The organism is Allosediminivita pacifica (assembly GCF_003054175.1).
Classification (GTDB): Bacteria; Pseudomonadota; Alphaproteobacteria; order Rhodobacterales; family Rhodobacteraceae; genus Allosediminivita; species Allosediminivita pacifica.
The window spans coordinates 100,345-116,349 of the sequence record NZ_QBKN01000003.1 but is presented as its reverse complement, the minus strand read 5'-3'; the positions used below and the strand labels follow the sequence as shown (position 1 = coordinate 116,349).

The following is a 16,005-nucleotide window of genomic DNA, read 5'->3' as shown; positions in this document are numbered from 1 at the left end:
TCACATCTGCCTGAGAAGATCCTCGTGCCGCGCGGTGAATTCCGCGCGCACCTCGACCGGCGGGCGTAGCCGGATCGACAGGCCGTCGATCAGAGCCCGGTCCGGCGCGCCGAAGAACCGGTCCGCTTCCGCCGTGGTAAAGCCCGCGATCTCTGTCGCTTCCATCCAGGCGCTCACCTTGTCGGCTTTCTTGATCTGCTTCTTCAGCCGCACAGGCGTTTCCGCGGTCAGCCCGAAACGGATGTGGATCGCCGAGCTGAGCCGCTTGTCGAGCGCCTCGTAGCCGGGCCCCACGGCCGCCTTCACCGGTGAGATCATGTCGCCGATGACGTATTCCGGCGCATCGTGCAGCAGCGCGGTCAGCCGCTGCGCCGCGCCCGCCCGGGGGCACATCCGGGCAAAGATCGTTTCCACCAGCAACGAATGCTCGGCCACGGAATAGGCGTAGTCGCCCCGCGTCTGGCCGTTCCAGCGCGCCACGAAGGCCAGCCCGTGGGCAATGTCCTCGATCTCGATATCCACCGGGGTCGGATCGAGAAGGTCGAGCCGGCGGCCCGACAGCATCCTTTGCCAGGCGCGTGCCTGTCTGGCCATGGCGGATCTCCGGTTGGGGTCGTCCCCAGCGATTTCGCACAGCGCTGCGCAGGGCGCAACGCTGGCCGGAGATGCCGCATCGCCGGTGGCGGGATTTCCCTCGCGAGAGATCTCTGCCCGTGGAATCTGGTTGCGGCTGGCTCACTGGCTGCGGGCGCGCTTCATGTTCTCCTCGTGGTGCTGGATCGCGTCTTCGATATCGGGGTGGTAGGTTAGCTGCCCCTGCTCCAATACAGCCCCCGCCTCGCACATCTCGCGCATCTGGGGCATGGAGTGGCTGACGAAGATCGCCCCGGCCCTTTCCATCCTTGACCGGAAAATATGCCGGCTCTTCTCACGAAACGCGGCATCGCCCGCGGCGGTGATCTCGTCGATCAGGTAGGTGTCGAACTGCAGCGCCATGTTGATGCCAAAGGTCAGCCGCGACTTCATCCCCGACGAATAGGTCCGCACCGGCAGGTGAAAGTGATCGCCCAGTTCGGCGAAGCGCTGGACGAAATTCACCATCTCGCCGGTATCGGCCCCATAGATGCGGGCGACGAAACGGCTGTTCTGCGCGCCGGTCATGTCGGGGTGCATCGAACTCGCCAGTCCCACGGGAAACGAGATGTTGCCGTCGCTCAGCACCTCGCCAGAGCTGGGGGACGAGGTCCCGGCGATCACCTTGAGCAGCGTCGACTTGCCGGCACCATTTCGTCCGAGCAGTCCGACTGCGATGCCTGTCGGGAAGGTGGCATTGATGCGGTCGGCGACGGTCTTGGTCGTGCCACCACCGCGGAACCGCTTGGTGAGATCGCGCAGCACGATCATCGTCGGTCCCGGATCGCATAGGCGGCCAGCACCAGTACCGCCCAACTCAGAAATGAGAACAGCGCCACGAGCGACAGCAGGCTGCCGCGCTGCGGCCGGGTGGCGGATTCGGGCAGGGTGGGGCTGACGTGGGCGGCAAGGTAGCGGCTCCGGCGTTGGGCCTCGGCCAGCGCGCTGTCGTAAGAGGCCAGCGCCGCGGTGTACGACTGCTGCGCGAACTCCAGATCCACGGCGAGCCGTTCGTATTCGCCGACGAGATCGGCAAAGGCCTCTTCGCCGTCGCGGGCGCTGCCGGTGCCCAGACCTACCTTCTGCCGTTCCTCGTTGATCCGGCGTTCGATCACTTCGACCCGCCGCTCGGTCTGCGTGATGCGCGGATCGTTGGCGCGGGTAGTCTGACGCAGGATGTCGAGGTCGATCAGCGTCTGCGCCAATTGCGCCTGCAGCGAGCTCAGCAGGCCCATCTGGCTTTCGAGCGATGCACCGGGATCAACGATCTGTGTCCGGTTGCGGAACTGGGTCATCGCGGCCCGCGCTTCCTTGAGCCGGTCCACGCTTTTTTCGAGCTCCTCCAGTGCGTAACGCGTTGCATCCTCGCGCGCGATGGCCGAGAGCTCGTTTATCATGTCCGCGCTCTCGTCGTAGATAAGCTGCGCGATACGACGGGCTTCGTCCGGGGAAAAGGCCTGCACCTCGAGGTCGATCAGCCCGATTGCGCCAGGGTCTGCACGACGCCCTCGGGGTTGTAGGCAAAGACGGGGTCATCGCCTGGATCGCTCCAGTCGGTTCCGGGCCGTGACCACAGGCCGCGCAGGTCGATCTGCCGGTCGATCCGGGCTACCAGCTCGGGGCTCTGGATGAACTTGTAGAGGATATCGGTGTCCGACGAAGATGACCCCGAAAGCTCTGCCACGCCCCCCAGAAGCTCGAAGGCCGAGCCGATCTCCTCGGTCCGGACAGAGAACCCCGCGTAGGAGACGTAGCGTTCGTGCGCCCGGCTCCAGAGATACCAGGCCGAGACGGCGACAGGCGCCACCACGAGCAGCAGAAAGCTTGCCAGCGCGAGCACGTGCCGTCTGCGCGGGCGAGCCTTTGGCACCGAAGGCGCCACGGCAGAGTGGTCCGTATGCGGGCCGGGTTTGGGTTGCGCCTTTTCGGCCGCCGCGTTGGTTTCACGCTCGAGCGCGACCACCTGGTGACGCAGCTTCTCGTTCTTGAGTCGCTCCATCTGTTCGGCAAGGCGCTGCCGCTCCGCCACAAGCGCAACCATTTCGGGTTTGCGCGCTGGCGCTTCGTCCTGCGTCGGGACGTCCTCCTGCCTCGGGGCCGTCGATTTCAATGCTGTCATAACCCCCTCTTAACCAGATCTCCCGAAAACTCGGGCCAATGCCCGCCAAGGTCATCCCGGCCGATCGGGCCCCTTGGGAGAGATCAGTGACACGCCCGCATCTTCACATCCGGATCCTTCTTGCGACGTGCAACGGCGCCGATCAACTCGCCGAACAGTTGACAAGTTATGAATCGCAGAGCCATCCGGACTGGTCTCTCGATGTTTCCGACGACGGATCGCGCGACGGCACGCAGGGGCTCCTGATGCGTTTCGCGAAGGCCAGCCCGACCCGGGCAATCCGGCTCTCCGACGGTCCGCGCAACGGCTCGGCGGCCAATTTCCTGACCCTCCTGCAGCGCGGGGTGGAGGCGGCGCCGGGTGCCGCAATGGCCTTTTCCGACCAGGACGATGTCTGGCTTCCCGGCAAGCTCTCGCGCGCGGCGGACTGGCTTGTCGCCCACGGCGCGCAGGAGGGCGAGGTGCTTGCCTGGGTCTGCCGTACCGTGCTCACCGGCACGAAGCTCGAGCCGCGGGGCGAAAGTCGGGTCTTTCCGCGCCCGCCCGCCTTTGGCAATGCGCTCGTCCAGAACATCCTGCCCGGCAACACCATCGTGCTCTCACCCGCCGCCGCGCGGGCCGTGGCCGCGACCGTGCCCGCCGCCCTGCGTGCGGGCGTTCCCTACCACGACTGGTGGGTCTATCAGGTGGTCACCGGCATCGGCGGCCGTGTCGGGATCGAGCCCGCGCCGCTCGTCCTCTATCGCCAGCACGGGGGCAATCATCTCGGGCACCACGACCCTGTGCGCGGGCGGCTGCGGCGGCTGGGTCTCGTGGCGCGGCGTCGCTACGGCGGCTGGATCGACGCCAACCTTGCCGCGCTGACGGCTCATCGCACCATGCTTACCCCAACAAACTGCGACCTGCTCGATTCCTTTGCGCAGGCGCGGAGCAGGGGCGGGCGCAGCCTCGCGCGGGCCCTTCCAGATCTGGGTCTGCACCGGCAGACCGTGCAGGGCGACCGTCTGCTCCGGCTCCTCGCCCTGACCGGGCGGGTCTAGGCGGGCGCCAGCACGCCGAGTCCCAGCCTCTGCATCAGAAGTTGGTCCGCGCGTGCGAACTCCAGCAGCCCCTCGCGTGTTTCCGGTCGGCGGATCAACGCGCTGAGCTTGGGCCAGCGCCGCGTGCCCGGCCTTTCGGGTCCGCTGTTCACGTAGCTGCCGGCGAGGCTCACGCTCAGTCCGGCGCGCTGTTTCAGATCCCGTTCAAGCGCGGTTAGATCGTCCAGGGCATAGACCCCGTCCAGCTTCCGGGCCACGGATTCGGCCCGCGTCACCAGGTCCTCGACAGGCATGTCCGCCACTTCGCTGTGGCCGCGCAGGTGCCGGGTGACCAGGTAGGCGCAATAGGCGCTGTGGTAATGGTCGCGGACGAACCCCTTCCAGCCCTCGTCGCCCCCGAAGAAATAGTCATCCGGTTCGCACATCATCGCCATGCGCATACCCGTTCGGGAAGGATGTGCCAGTTCCTCGGGCGGTAGCCGCGCCGCTTCGCGCCGGAGGTAGAAGTAGAACGACGCGATCCGCTCCAGCGGATCGCGTAGGACGGTGAAGGTGAAGCGGGGATCGGGCAGGCTTTCGAGCATGTCCCAGTCGAGGTGCCCCGAGTAGAGCCTGTACCCGGGCGGCAACTGGCCCTCGGTGCCGGCCTGCGTGTGCACCCGGACCGGTGAGACCGCGCCGGGCCCCACTGCGCCGGCGAGCGCAGTGTGGATGGTCTGTCCCGCGGTCTTGGGAATGTGCAGGAACACGATGGTCGGCGTCATTTGGTGTTCTCCCTGAGATCCACCACGTCGGGCTTGAATTCTTCCGCCTGCGTCAGAGCCGCTAGGCCCTGCACGAAGTCGTGCAGCCGCGTGGGATCGAGATGGGCAAGCTGCCAGGGGGCAAAGCGCCACCATTTCAGCCGCAGCAGGGGCGAGATCATCGTGGGCGGCACCCGCCAGCGCTTGATGACGGCCGGGTTGCCGGCCACCACCGCGTAGGACGGTACGTCCTTGCTCACGACGGCCCCTGCGGCGACGACGGCACCGTCGCCGATCGTCACCCCTGCCATGATCTGCGCCCCGTGGCCGATCCAGACGTCGTTGCCGATCTCGGTGATCTTCGGCCGCGTCGGCGGGCCCTCGAAGCTGAACTTGTAGTCGTGGTACTGCTCGGCCCCGGCGAACCCGCCGCCCAGCTCCATCATCCGGTCACCCAGATAAAAGGCCGGGCTGGTCGAAATCCATGTCATCGGGTGGTTCTGCCGGCCGATCTGCACCTCCTCGCCGAACGAACAGTACCGCCCGACCCGGGCCCCGAAGCAGTAGCCGGAGACTTGGTAGGAAAAGGCGCCGAGCTCGATCAGGTACTCGTACTGGGTCCATTTCAGGCTGGAGGGCGCCTCGATCACGGTATGGCGCGGAAGGCCGACGGTCTTGCTGCCCCGCGGCAGGCATTCGATCCCGCGCGCCTTCAGCCAGGCGATGTCGATACGTTCGGTCAAGATGCCTTGTCCATTGCCAGAAGTGGGAGGGCGTCGATCACCCTGGCGGCAAGATCCGCATCGGGGTGGAATGGCAGGACGATGCCGTTTTCGGCCGTGCGCACGGCGTCACCCTGCGCGCCGATGTCGAAGGCCATGACCGGCAGCCCCGTCGCCAGCGCCTCGTGCACCGTGTAGCAGAAGGTTTCGGGCCAGACCGACGGTATCAGCCAGTGGGTCACCCCGTGCTGCCGCGCGATCCGGCTCAGGTCCTCGACCCGGTAGCTTCCATGCACTTCCACCTTCGGCGGAAGGGCAAAGGCCGGGTCGATATTGCCGATCAGGACCATCCCCGGCGTGCCAGGTGCGGCGAGCCGTCGGCCAAGGGTCTGCACGACAGCGGCCCCCTTCTGCAGGCCGATGTTGCCGAGCACACCAAGCACCGGCCGCCCGTCCGGTACGGGCCGGAGCGGCGGCGGTGTGTGGCGCAGCCGGTGCGGGCGCAGCGAGAGGCGGGGCGTCAGGTCGGGCCAGACGGCGGAAACGATCCGGGCGCTGTCGCGCGAAAACACGACCAGGTCGGCGCGTTCGGCAAAGGCCTTCCAGGCCGCCTGCCAGGTCGCGAGGTCCACGCGGGTCCCGTCGGGACGACGTGCGCTGAAGCCGGGGTCCTCGACGGCGCCGACAGGCGGCCCGCGATAGGCGCCGGTACGGTCGAGCAGGGTGTAGGCGGGCGCCAGCGGGTAGAAATCATGAAACAGCAGCTCGGCGCTTCCGTCCTCGACCATCAGCGACAGCAGCATCTGCGGAAGCTCCACCGGGTCGCGATCACCCACCCCGCAGGAATAGACCACGTGCCGCCGGGGCAGGATGGACAGCAGGCGCCTCGCCAGCGCGGTGTCGTCGGTGCGCCCGTGGCAGCGCCCGCCCGGCGTCGCCAGCTCGATCTGCCACCGCCGCGAGCCGCCCACGCGGAGGACCACCGATGGGCACCCCTCGGCCAGATCCGCCTCGATCCGTTGTTCGAGGTAGTGCTCCGCCCCGCCGCCCAGGTCGTGCGCCATGTAGATCGGCACCGGGCGCGCCGGATCGAGACTTCCGGCCCAGGCCAGTCCGAGGGCAAGCCGCGCGGTGCGCAGGGGATCGGCCGCGATGAAATCCTGCACGCTCTGGTCGTATTCGGGATAGCGGCGGGAGATGATCTCGTTGTTGTGCGCCACGAGCCTCAGCTTCTCGGCGCTTCCGAAACTCTCTCCACCACGATGTTCGACGAAGAGCCCCGGCAGCCCCAAGTGTCGGCCGCCAAGCCGGGCAACCTTGCGGCACCAGTCCACTTCCTCGCCGTAGCCGCGCCCGAAGGCCGTATCGAGCTGCGGCACGCGCGCCAGCCAGTCGCGTCCCATTGCCATGCAGAAGCCCACCCCGGTGGGTGCGGACGAAAGTAAGACCTCTGGGGCGAATTCCGCTGCCACGCGGTCGATGGCGTCGCCCTGTCCCGGGCTCAGCTGGGTGCGGCTGCAGATCACCGGGGTCGAAAAGATCTCCGCATCGTTCGACATCGGGGTGACGCTCGCCACGCCGGGGTCACGCTCGAACGGACGGACCAGTCGCGAGGCCCATCTGTCTGGGACCAGCGCGTCCGAGTTGAGCAGGACCACCGGCCCCTCGGACGGACCCTCGCGATCCCGAGCCCGATCGAGCCCCCGGTTCACCGACCGGATGAAACCCAGGTTCTCGGGGTTTTCCAGCAGTTCGACATTGGCGCGGTCACGCGCCCAGTCCCGCAGAAAGGGGCGCACTCTCTCGTCGCTCGACCCGTCCTCGATCAGGATCAGACGCCAGGGCAAATCGGTATGGGACACGACCCTTTCGAGACAGAGCTGCAGCAACTCGAAAGCGTTGTAGACCGGCAGGACGATGGTGATCCGGGGTTCCGCCTGCGCCGTCTCGGCAGGCTCCACATCGAAAAGGCGCGGCTCGAGCGGCCCGCTGGCAAGCGGTGTGCTCAGCCGCAGCCGGGATTTGAAACGGGCGCGGAAGATCGGGTCGCGTGTCGCCAGCCAGCCCAGTGCCGCTGGCAGGCCAAGCGTCGCGTCGCGCAGGAAGCGTATTGCACAGAGCAAACGGGCCCGGCGCGAGATCGGGATCCTCAGGCTCAAGGGGAGGATCGGGGGTCGGCCCTGTTCCTCGGTCAGGGTCAGCCCCGGCGGCGCTTCCGACCGAAGATCGGCGAGGCGGGCGGGAACCGACAGTTCGAAGCCCAGCGTTTCGACAAGCCCGAGCTGCGAGGCCACATCCGGCCGCCGCAGGTGGGGACAGCCCGAATCCTCGTGGCCGCCGTGGATAAGCCGCACCCGGTCCGCCCTGGCCCAGCCGGCGACCCGCAGCCGCCCGCCACTGAACTGCACAAGGTCTACGTGCCCCGCCTGTTCACCGCTCGCGTCGGTGATTGTGCCGCCGCGGGTGGCGAGGGCGAGATGCGTCGCCTCGTAGCGTGCATGAAGCCCGGCCATCCGACGGATCACGGAGTACGCCCCTTCGTCCGGAGTCCCAAGCTTGTCCCCTTCCGTTTCGCAACCATTCGGCAACTACGTTTGACCAATATCAGGCCAAAGGTTTCGCAATGTTTAATGATTGTCAGCGCTCCGGGCGGAGGCGGGATGTACGCCGGGATCGGCACGGTCGAGCGCGCCGGCATCGAACTCGCAGAGGTGACGCACCTGCCTGCTGAGATGACGGATTAAGGTTTGGTAAACCTTGGCGAAGGTAACACGTGAAACGACTGCGTGACGGGGCCGGCGCTTCCCGCTCATGCCAGGCTGACCGAGCCGGGTGATGTTGTGCTGAGGCCCGTACCCGGCGGCCTCGATCCGACCGGGGGCGCCGGGATTTCATCTCAGGGTCCTTGCCGGCCCGGTGGTATTGGAGAGACATGGAGCCACAGAGACTCAACCACCCCGGACGATTGCGCAGCGTCCACCACCAGGTGCCGCGCGCCGCGACCCTGCGGACCGTCTTCGCGCTCATCCTGCGCGAGATGTCGACGACCTATGGCCGCTCGCCGGGGGGCTATCTCTGGGCGGTTGCCGAACCGGCGTTGGGCATCGCGCTCATGGTCTGGCTTTTCAGCATCGGCTTCCGCTCGCCGCCGCTGGGTTCGAACTTCGCCATCTTCTACGCCACGGGCCTGCTGCCGTTCTTCTTCTTCCTGATGATTGCCAACAAGGTGCAGACGGCGATCCAGTTCTCCAAGCAGCTCCTGGCCTACCCGCGCGTGACGTTCATGGATGCGCTCATCGCCCGCTTCGGGCTGGCGGTGCTGACCAACGCGATGGTCAGCTACATCCTCTTCCTGATGATCCTTGGCCTCTACGACACGCGCACCGTGCTCGACCTCGGGGCAGTCCTCAACGGCTATGCCATGGCCGCCACTTTTGGCTTCGGCGTGGGCGTCCTGAACAGCCTCCTCACCGCGCAAAGCCCCCTCTGGGGCAACATCTGGGGCGTCGTAAGTCGGCCACTCTTTCTCATCTCCGGGGTCATCATTCTGCCGGAATCCATCCCCGAACCCTACCGGGGCTGGCTGGAATGGAACCCGCTGGTGCATGTCACGGGCGAGGTGCGGCGCGGTTTCTATTACAGTTACACCGCCGATTACGTTAACCCGCTCTTCGTCTACGGGACCGCGCTCCTGCTCACAGCCGTAGGGCTGCTCTTCCTGCGCAGCTACCATCGCGACCTGCTCGAACGCTGATCCGTCTTGAACCGGGGCGCCGCACCGCTAGCTGACCGCCGCATGACACGCAGTCTCATCATCGGCGCCTCGGGCGGCATCGGCGCGGCCATGACCCGCGCCCTCACCGCGCGCGGCGATGACGTCACCACGCTCTCGCGCAGCGCCGATGGCCTAGATCTCACCGACGAGGCCAGCATCGAGGTCGCGCTGGGCGGGCTCGAGGGGCCATTCGACCTGATCTTCGTGGCCACCGGTGCGCTGCAGATCAACGACGCCCGCCCAGAGAAGAGCCTGCGCGAGCTGAACGCCAAGGCCCTGCACGACCAGTTCGCCCTGAATGCCATTGGCCCGGCCCTCGTGCTCAAGCATGCCACGCGCCTGCTGCCCCGCCGCGATCCGGCAACCTTCGCCGTGCTCTCGGCCCGCGTGGGCAGCATCGGCGACAACGCGCTTGGCGGCTGGTATGCCTACCGCACCGCCAAGGCCGCGCTGAACCAGCTGACCCACGGTGCCGCCGTGGAACTGGCCCGTAGCCACCGCCACCTCTGCGTCGCCTGCCTGCATCCCGGCACCGTCGCCACCGATTTCACCGCCGACTACCAGTCGCGCCACCCCATGGTGGACCCCGACACCGCCGCCGACCGGCTGATCGGCGTGCTCGACACCCTCACGCCCGACCACACCGGCGGCTTCTACGACTACGCCGGGATGGAGATCCCCTGGTGAGCCGCCTGATCCTGGTGCTCGGCGACCAGCTGACCGAAGACATTGCCGCCCTGCGCGAGGCCGACAAGACGACCGACACCGTCGTCATGGCCGAGGTCGACGACGAGGCCAGCTACGTCCAGCACCACCCCAAGAAGATCGCCCTGATATTCGCCGCCATGCGCAAGCACGCAGCCCGCCTGCGCGATGCGGGATGGGACGTGCGCTACACCCAGCTCGACGATACCGACAACGCCGGTTCCATCGTGGGCGAACTGCTCCGCCGGGCCGAGGAAACCGGCGCCTCCGAGGTCATCGCCACCGAACCCGGCGAATGGCGCCTGATCGAGGCCCTGCAGAACGCGCCCATCAAGGTCCATCTGCGCGAGGACACGCGCTTCATCGCCTCCCACCGCGACTTCGACGGTTGGGCCAAGGGGCGCAAGGCGCTTCGGATGGAGTATTTCTACCGCGACATGCGCCGCAAGACCGGCCTGCTGATGGAGGGCGACGACCCCGCGGGGGGCAAGTGGAACTACGACCACGACAACCGCAAACCCGCGCCCGACGAGGTGCCCTCGACCGGCCCCATGCAGTTCACCCCCGACGAGACCGTCGAAGAGGTGCTGGACCTTGTCGAGCGCCGCTTCGGCAACAGCTTCGGCACCCTGCGCCCCTTCTGGTTCGCCACCGACCAGGGGCAGGCGCGTCGCGCGCTTTCGCATTTCATCAAGACCGCGCTGCCGAGCTTCGGCGACTACCAGGACGCCATGCTGAGCGACCACGGCTTCCTCTACCACGCGATGATCTCGCCCTACATCCACCTCGGCCTGCTCGACCCGCTCGAGGTCTGCCAGGCCGCCGAACAGGCCTGGCGCGACGGGCACGCGCCACTGAACGCTGTCGAGGGCTTCATCCGCCAGATCATCGGCTGGCGAGAATACATCCGCGGCATCTACTTCCGCGAAGGTCCCGACTACACCAAGCGCAACGCGCTCGGCCACTCACGTGCCCTGCCGCCCATGTTCTGGGGGGCCCAAGCCGACATGCGCTGCATCTCGAAAGTGGTCTCGGAAACGCAGGAAGAGGCCTACGCCCACCACATCCAGCGCCTCATGGTCACCGGCAACTTCGCCCTTCTGGCGGGCATCGACCCGGCCGAGGTGCACGACTGGTATCTGCGCGTCTACGCCGATGCCTACGAATGGGTCGAGGCGCCCAACGTGATAGGGATGAGCCAGTTCGCCGATGGCGGCATCATCGCGTCGAAACCCTACGTCTCGTCGGGCAACTACATCGACAGGATGTCGGACTACTGCAAGAGCTGCGCCTACGACGTGAAGGACAAGACCGGCGACAATGCCTGCCCCTTCAACCTGCTCTACTGGCACTTCCTCGACCGCCACCGGGACCGCTTTTCCGGCAATCCGCGCATGGGCCAGATGTACGCCATCTGGGACCGCATGAAGGACGACAAGCGGGACAAGATCCTCAAGGGTGCCGAGCGGTTCCTCAACCGCATGGCGCAGGGCGCCAAGGTCTAGAAGACTGGCGCGCCTCAGTAGGCGTAGAAGAACCCGGCGTTGTTCTGCAGGATGATGCGCAGCGCGTAGACCAGGATCAGTGCGATCAGCGGCGCAAGGTCGAGCCCGCCCATCGGCGGCAGGATGCTGCGGATCTTGTCGTAGGCCGGCTCCAGAAGACGGTTCAGCCCGTACCAGATCTGCCCGACGAACTGCTGGCGCACGTTCAGGACCTGGAAGTTGATCAGCCAGCTCATGATCACGTGCACGATGATGATGAACCAGATCAGGTCGAGGATCAGCATCAGGATCTGGAAGAGCGACTGCATCGTGAGGTCCTTCTGTCGAGGCGCATGCCAGGGTGCACACCGCGTTCCGACCTAGGGTGTTCCGCAGCGTCGCGCAACCCTGCCGCACGGTCTTGGTTGACGCGGCGGGCGCTGCGCGGCACCACCCTGCCGAAAGGGGGCCTCATGTATCCGTATCTGCGTCTTTTCCTGCACGCGGCCCGTGCGCGCCGCGCGCCCCGCATGGAGCCGCTGGCGACCTTCCATTCCTCGCTGATCTGCTGGCCCTGGGACATCGACCCGTGGAAGGAACTCAACAACGGCCGGACCCTCACGCTCTACGATCTGGGTCGCATCCCGCTCGCGCTGCGCTCGGGGCTCGTCTCGGTGCTGGAGCGCCGCGGTTGGGGGCTGACCGTCGCCGGTACCGCCATCCGATACCGGCGCCGCGTGCGCATGTTCGACCGGCTGGACCTCTATTCGCGCGTCATCGGCTGGGATCATCGCTTCGTCTACATCGAGCAGAGCCTGTGGAAGCGCACGAGCGGCGAATGCGCGAGCCAGGCGATCCTGCGCACCGCGGCGGTGGGCCGCGACGGTATCGTGCCCCCGGCCGAGATCATGAAGGAGTTCGACCCCAAGCTGGTCCAGCCCGAGCTGCCCGACTGGGTCCGGGCCTGGATCGCCGCCGAGGACCAGCGCCCCTGGCCGCCGCGCCGGGACTGAACCCGCGACAGGCCAAGGCCCCTTGCCCCCGCCGCCCAGCCGGGGTTTGATCCGCGCGCAACAGGGGGTGACGATGAGTGATGGTGTCCTGCGCAAGCGGATCTGGGGCTGGTTCTTCTTCGACTGGGCCAGCCAACCCTACAACACCCTTCTCCTGACCTTCATCTTCGCGCCCTACGTGAACGAGGTCATCGGCGACGGCAGCCGCGCCCAGGCCGCCTGGGGCTTCGGCATCGCCGTGGCGGGCGTGGCCATCGCCCTGCTTGCCCCCGTGCTCGGGGCGCTTGCCGACACCGGCGGGCACCGGCTGCGCTGGATCCGGATCTTCTCGGTCCTCTACGTGCTCAGCGCCGCGATGCTCTGGTACGCATCCCCGCAGGATTTCGACCTCTATCAGACGCTCTTCTTCTTCGCGCTGGGCCTCGTCGCGATGGAATTCGCGACGATCTTCACCAACGCCATGCTGCCCGACCTCGGTCCGCCCGAGGCGATCGGGCGCATCTCGGGCAACGGCTGGGCCTTCGGCTACTGCGGCGGGCTGGTGGCGCTGGTGCTCATGTTGACGCTTTTTGCCGAAAGCGGCGAAACCGGCCGCACCCTGATCGGGATCGAGCCCATCCTCGGTCTCGACCCCGCCGCGCGCGAGGGCACCCGTGCCGTGGGGCCCCTGACGGCCATCTGGTACGCGGTCTTCATGGTGCCCTTTTTCCTGTGGGTCCGCGACCCGCGCAGCGCCCCCGCCCCGCGCGGCGCGGTCCGAAAGGCGCTGACGGATCTGGGCGGCACCCTACGCCGCCTGCCGGCGCAGCGCTCGCTCTTCGCCTACCTCGCCTCCAGCATGTTCTATCGCGACGCGCTCAACGGCATGTACGCATTCGGCGGCATCTACGCCTCGGGCGTGCTCGGCTGGACCGTGACCGAGGTCGGCATCTTCGGCATTATCGCCATCATCGCGGGCGCCGTCTTCAGCGCGCTCGGCGGTCTTGCCGACAGCGCCTTCGGTCCCAAGCCCGTCATAACCGTCAGCGTGATCGTGCTCTCGCTCGTCGGCATCGGCGTGGTCACCGTCTCGCCGACCAGCGTCTTCGGCTTTCCCGTGGCCGAAGGCTCCGGCGCCCCGGATCTGGCCTTCTTCGCCTTCGGGGCGCTCATCGGCGCCGCGGGCGGCACGCTGCAGGCCGCCTCGCGCACCATGATGGTCCGGCAGGCCGATCCGGCCCGCATGACCGAGGCCTTCGGCCTATATGCGCTGTCCGGGAAGGCGACGTCCTTCCTGGCCCCGCTGATGATCGGCGTGACGACGTCCCTGACGGGATCGCAATCCGTGGGCGTCACCCCCATCGTAGGGCTTTTCGCATTGGGGTTGGTGCTGTTAGCGTGGGTCCATCCACAAGGTGCAGAAAGCACGAGGCAGGCAACATGATCAGATCCGCGCTGGCCGCGCTCGCCCTCACCGCCACACTGGCGGCCTGCGGCGCCCGGCCCGACCGTGCCGAAACCGTCACGATCGACCCCGTGCTTTCCACGCGCGAGGCAAAACAGCTCTTCGGCGCCGAGGCAACACCCTCGACCCAGAGGTCCGAACCCTTCGGCGGCTACGCCCGCGGCTGTCTTGCGGGGGCCGAGCAGCTTCCCGAAACGGGCAGCACCTGGCAGGCTATGCGCCTGTCGCGCAATCGCAATTGGGGCCACCCCGAGCTCATCGACTACGTGCAGGACCTTTCGCGCAAGGCCGCGCAGCTTCCCGGCTGGAACGGTCTCTACGTCGGCGACATGAGCCAGCCGCGCGGCGGCCCCATGCTCACCGGCCACCGCAGCCACCAGGTCGGGCTCGACGCCGACATCTGGATGCGCCCGGCGGACAACCTCAACCTTTCCCGCAGCGAGCGCGAGAACATCTCATCGATCTCGCTCCGTCGCGCCTCCGGCGCCTACACCAACGACAACTGGACGCCGCAGCACCACCAGCTGCTCAAGGCCGCCGCCAGCGATCCGCGCGTCGCCCGCATCTTCGTCTTCCCGGGCGCCAAGGTCCGCATGTGCAACGAGGAAACCGGCGACCGCGACTGGCTGCGCAAGATCCGCCCCTGGTGGGGCCACCACTACCACTTCCACGTCCGCCTGAACTGCCCCGACGGCGCCCGCGGCTGCGAGAACCAGGCCCCGCCACCACCGGGCGACGGCTGCGATCAGGCGCAGGAATGGGTGAACAACATCCTCAACCCGCCGCCGCCGGACCCGGACGCCCCCGCGCCCACACCCCGGCGAGAGCTTACCATGGGCGATCTTCCTGCCCAGTGCGCGGCGGTCCTCGCCGACTGAGACCTTGCAAGGCGGGGGCATTTGCCGCTAAGGCCCCCGGGTCCGCCACCCCGGCGGGCCAAGTCCCCGCAACCTTGCAAAAAACGGGTCTCACATGACACGACAGCACATCCCCGGCATCCTTGCCATGGCGGCCATCGTGGTCGCATCCAACATCCTCGTGCAGATCCTCCTCGGCCAGTGGCTGACCTGGGGGGCCTTCACTTACCCGCTCGCCTTCCTCGTCACCGACCTGATGAACCGCCTCTACGGCCCCGGCCCCGCCCGCAAGGTGGTCTTCGCGGGCTTCGTCGTCGGCGTCCTCTGCTCGCTCATCGGCACCCAGATCCAGGGCGAATTCGGCCCCCTCGTCACGCTCCGCGTGGCCATCGGCTCGGGCGCGGCCTTCCTGACCGCGCAGCTCATGGACGTGGCCGTCTTCGACCGCCTGCGCGGCGGCAAGTGGTGGCGCGCGCCGCTCGCCTCCTCGCTTGTGGGCTCCGCGCTCGACACGGCGATCTTCTTCACCGTGGCCTTCTCCGCCTGGCTCACCTTCCTCGAGCCCGCCAACGACGTCGCCTGGGCGAACGAGGTCCTGCCGCTCCTGGGCGCCGGCCCCGCCGTGCCGCTCTGGGTCTCGCTCGCCGTGGCCGACTGGCTGGTGAAACTCGCCCTCGCCATGATCGCCCTTGTCCCCTTCCGACTGATCGTCGCGCGGGCAACCGGCCATACCGCTCCCGCCTGAGGGCAAAAAAAGCTTTGACGACGGCGCTGTCCGTGCCACCTTCAATGTACGGTTTCAACATTGAGAAAGGAGGTGATCCAGTGTCTAGAGAAGCATTGGAGAAAGGTGTCGGAACAGTTCGGGAGCAGGCGAGCTAGGGCAGCCCCTGGCGCGCACCGCGCCCGAATTGGCGAAAGCCCTAACCGGCCACCGCCTCCGAATTCTCGAAGGGCCGCTCCAGAAACCGGAGCGGCCCTTTCCAGTTGTGTCTTTCCAGGGCCGTCATCCCGGGGCACAAGGACCACCATGCTGCAGATCACAGACGACATCCGCATCGAGGACTGGGAAATCACCGAACAGTTCATCCGCGCCTCCGGACCGGGCGGGCAGAACGTGAACAAGACCTCCTCCGCGGTCGAGCTGCGCTTCGAGGCCGACCGCTCCCCGAACCTGCCCGGCCCCGTGAAGGGCCGCCTGCGCCGCCTCGCCGGGCGCCGCTGGACCAAGGAAGGCGCCGTGGTCCTGCAGGTCGACGAGACACGGAGCCAGGCCCGCAACCGCGAAATCGCCCGCCAGCGCCTCGCCGATCTCATCGCCAAGGCCTGCGAAAAGCCCAAGCGCCGCGTGCCCACCCGCCCCACGCTCGCCTCGAAACGCCGCCGGATCGAGGGCAAGAAGGCGCGCGGCGAGAAAAAGGCCCTGCGCGGCCGCGTCGACCCCGACAACTGACTCCCCGCGCTTCTTTT

Annotated in this window: 17 protein-coding genes; 9 read left to right on the top strand and 8 right to left on the bottom strand. The window is 67.3% G+C overall.

The window, feature by feature from the left end; genetic code table 11:
- From C8N44_RS03355 to C8N44_RS23750, 4 genes are all read right to left on the bottom strand, one after another.
- Positions 1 to 594 (bottom strand): HD domain-containing protein, encoded by a 594-nt coding sequence (locus C8N44_RS03355; RefSeq protein WP_107974755.1) that lies wholly within the window; start codon positions 592 to 594, stop codon positions 1 to 3.
- 141 nt (positions 595 to 735) lie between these two features.
- The gene (locus C8N44_RS03350) at positions 736 to 1,404 is read right to left on the bottom strand and encodes an ABC transporter ATP-binding protein (protein ID WP_107974754.1); all 669 of its coding nucleotides are present in this window, start codon (positions 1,402 to 1,404) and stop codon (positions 736 to 738) included.
- Entirely contained in the window at positions 1,401 to 2,096 is a 696-nt protein-coding gene (locus C8N44_RS23755; protein ID WP_244640967.1) for a KpsE/RkpR family capsule polysaccharide export protein, read from the bottom strand. Before C8N44_RS23755 ends, C8N44_RS03350 begins: the two co-directional genes overlap by 4 nt.
- A gap of 11 nt (positions 2,097 to 2,107) precedes the next feature.
- Entirely contained in the window at positions 2,108 to 2,752 is a 645-nt protein-coding gene (locus C8N44_RS23750; protein WP_244640966.1) for a hypothetical protein, read from the bottom strand.
- A gap of 86 nt (positions 2,753 to 2,838) precedes the next feature.
- On the opposite strand from C8N44_RS23750, the gene C8N44_RS03340 reads away from it, so the two are divergent.
- Positions 2,839 to 3,792 (top strand): glycosyltransferase, encoded by a 954-nt coding sequence (locus tag C8N44_RS03340; RefSeq protein WP_158273994.1) that lies wholly within the window; start codon positions 2,839 to 2,841, stop codon positions 3,790 to 3,792.
- On the opposite strand, the gene C8N44_RS03335 is transcribed toward C8N44_RS03340, so the two are convergent.
- From C8N44_RS03335 to C8N44_RS03325, 3 genes are read right to left on the bottom strand one after another with little or no spacing between them, the layout of a single operon-like run.
- Positions 3,789 to 4,556, bottom strand: a complete 768-nt coding sequence (locus C8N44_RS03335) for a sulfotransferase family protein (RefSeq protein WP_107974752.1) — start codon at positions 4,554 to 4,556, stop codon at positions 3,789 to 3,791. The two genes, C8N44_RS03340 and C8N44_RS03335, sit on opposite strands and share 4 nt — an antisense overlap.
- Entirely contained in the window at positions 4,553 to 5,278 is a 726-nt protein-coding gene (locus C8N44_RS03330) for a CatB-related O-acetyltransferase (RefSeq protein WP_107974751.1), read from the bottom strand. The genes C8N44_RS03335 and C8N44_RS03330 overlap by 4 nt, the downstream gene beginning before the upstream one ends.
- Positions 5,275 to 7,782, bottom strand: a complete 2,508-nt coding sequence (locus C8N44_RS03325; RefSeq protein ID WP_146178797.1) for a glycosyltransferase — start codon at positions 7,780 to 7,782, stop codon at positions 5,275 to 5,277. The genes C8N44_RS03330 and C8N44_RS03325 overlap by 4 nt, the downstream gene beginning before the upstream one ends.
- Positions 7,783 to 8,189: 407 nt before the next feature.
- On the opposite strand from C8N44_RS03325, the gene C8N44_RS03320 reads away from it, so the two are divergent.
- The 3 genes from C8N44_RS03320 to C8N44_RS03310 are packed head-to-tail and all read left to right on the top strand — an operon-like array spanning position 8,190 to position 11,242.
- Complete coding sequence (locus C8N44_RS03320) at positions 8,190 to 9,011, top strand: ABC transporter permease (RefSeq protein ID WP_107974749.1); 822 nt, start codon at positions 8,190 to 8,192, stop codon at positions 9,009 to 9,011.
- A gap of 42 nt (positions 9,012 to 9,053) precedes the next feature.
- A complete protein-coding gene (locus C8N44_RS03315) occupies positions 9,054 to 9,719 on the top strand; it encodes an SDR family NAD(P)-dependent oxidoreductase (RefSeq protein WP_107974748.1) in 666 nt (221 codons plus the stop codon).
- Positions 9,716 to 11,242, top strand: a complete 1,527-nt coding sequence (locus tag C8N44_RS03310) for a cryptochrome/photolyase family protein (protein WP_244640965.1) — start codon at positions 9,716 to 9,718, stop codon at positions 11,240 to 11,242. The genes C8N44_RS03315 and C8N44_RS03310 overlap by 4 nt, the downstream gene beginning before the upstream one ends.
- Before the next feature lie 14 nt (positions 11,243 to 11,256).
- Here C8N44_RS03310 and C8N44_RS03305 read toward each other — a convergent pair whose 3' ends face one another.
- Positions 11,257 to 11,550, bottom strand: a complete 294-nt coding sequence (locus C8N44_RS03305) for a YggT family protein (protein WP_107974746.1) — start codon at positions 11,548 to 11,550, stop codon at positions 11,257 to 11,259.
- Positions 11,551 to 11,694: 144 nt separating this feature from the next.
- Here C8N44_RS03305 and C8N44_RS03300 point away from each other — a divergent pair, with 144 nt between their 5' ends.
- The 5 genes from C8N44_RS03300 (at position 11,695) to arfB (ending at position 15,988) form a co-directional block, all read left to right on the top strand.
- Positions 11,695 to 12,234 carry an acyl-CoA thioesterase gene (locus tag C8N44_RS03300; protein WP_107974745.1) on the top strand — a complete coding sequence of 180 codons (540 nt, stop codon included), beginning with the start codon at positions 11,695 to 11,697 and terminating at the stop codon, positions 12,232 to 12,234.
- A 73-nt stretch (positions 12,235 to 12,307) separates the two neighbouring features.
- A complete protein-coding gene (locus tag C8N44_RS03295) occupies positions 12,308 to 13,657 on the top strand; it encodes an MFS transporter (RefSeq protein WP_107974744.1) in 1,350 nt (449 codons plus the stop codon).
- Positions 13,654 to 14,556: a penicillin-insensitive murein endopeptidase gene (gene mepA / locus C8N44_RS03290; protein ID WP_107974743.1), complete on the top strand. Its 903-nt coding sequence runs from the start codon at positions 13,654 to 13,656 to the stop codon at positions 14,554 to 14,556. The genes C8N44_RS03295 and mepA overlap by 4 nt, the downstream gene beginning before the upstream one ends.
- A 94-nt stretch (positions 14,557 to 14,650) precedes the next feature.
- A complete protein-coding gene (locus tag C8N44_RS03285; protein WP_107974742.1) occupies positions 14,651 to 15,280 on the top strand; it encodes a queuosine precursor transporter in 630 nt (209 codons plus the stop codon).
- A 285-nt stretch (positions 15,281 to 15,565) separates the two neighbouring features.
- The gene (arfB, locus tag C8N44_RS03280) at positions 15,566 to 15,988 is read left to right on the top strand and encodes an alternative ribosome rescue aminoacyl-tRNA hydrolase ArfB (RefSeq protein ID WP_107974741.1); all 423 of its coding nucleotides are present in this window, start codon (positions 15,566 to 15,568) and stop codon (positions 15,986 to 15,988) included.
- The last annotated feature ends 17 nt before the right edge of the window (positions 15,989 to 16,005 follow it).

What these genes read in the sequence shown, in the direction of transcription:
- C8N44_RS03355 (WP_107974755.1), bottom strand. Translation starts at nt 594, where the DNA reads ATGGCCAGACAGGCACGCGCCTGGCAAAGGATGCTGTCGGGCCGCCGG.
- C8N44_RS03350 (WP_107974754.1), bottom strand. Translation starts at nt 1,404, where the DNA reads ATGATCGTGCTGCGCGATCTCACCAAGCGGTTCCGCGGTGGTGGCACG.
- C8N44_RS23750 (WP_244640966.1), bottom strand. Translation starts at nt 2,752, where the DNA reads ATGACAGCATTGAAATCGACGGCCCCGAGGCAGGAGGACGTCCCGACG.
- C8N44_RS03335 (WP_107974752.1), bottom strand. Translation starts at nt 4,556, where the DNA reads ATGACGCCGACCATCGTGTTCCTGCACATTCCCAAGACCGCGGGACAG.
- C8N44_RS03320 (WP_107974749.1), top strand. Translation starts at nt 8,190, where the DNA reads ATGGAGCCACAGAGACTCAACCACCCCGGACGATTGCGCAGCGTCCAC.
- C8N44_RS03315 (WP_107974748.1), top strand. Translation starts at nt 9,054, where the DNA reads ATGACACGCAGTCTCATCATCGGCGCCTCGGGCGGCATCGGCGCGGCC.
- C8N44_RS03305 (WP_107974746.1), bottom strand. Translation starts at nt 11,550, where the DNA reads ATGCAGTCGCTCTTCCAGATCCTGATGCTGATCCTCGACCTGATCTGG.
- C8N44_RS03300 (WP_107974745.1), top strand. Translation starts at nt 11,695, where the DNA reads ATGTATCCGTATCTGCGTCTTTTCCTGCACGCGGCCCGTGCGCGCCGC.
- C8N44_RS03295 (WP_107974744.1), top strand. Translation starts at nt 12,308, where the DNA reads ATGAGTGATGGTGTCCTGCGCAAGCGGATCTGGGGCTGGTTCTTCTTC.
- mepA (WP_107974743.1), top strand. Translation starts at nt 13,654, where the DNA reads ATGATCAGATCCGCGCTGGCCGCGCTCGCCCTCACCGCCACACTGGCG.
- C8N44_RS03285 (WP_107974742.1), top strand. Translation starts at nt 14,651, where the DNA reads ATGACACGACAGCACATCCCCGGCATCCTTGCCATGGCGGCCATCGTG.
- arfB (WP_107974741.1), top strand. Translation starts at nt 15,566, where the DNA reads ATGCTGCAGATCACAGACGACATCCGCATCGAGGACTGGGAAATCACC.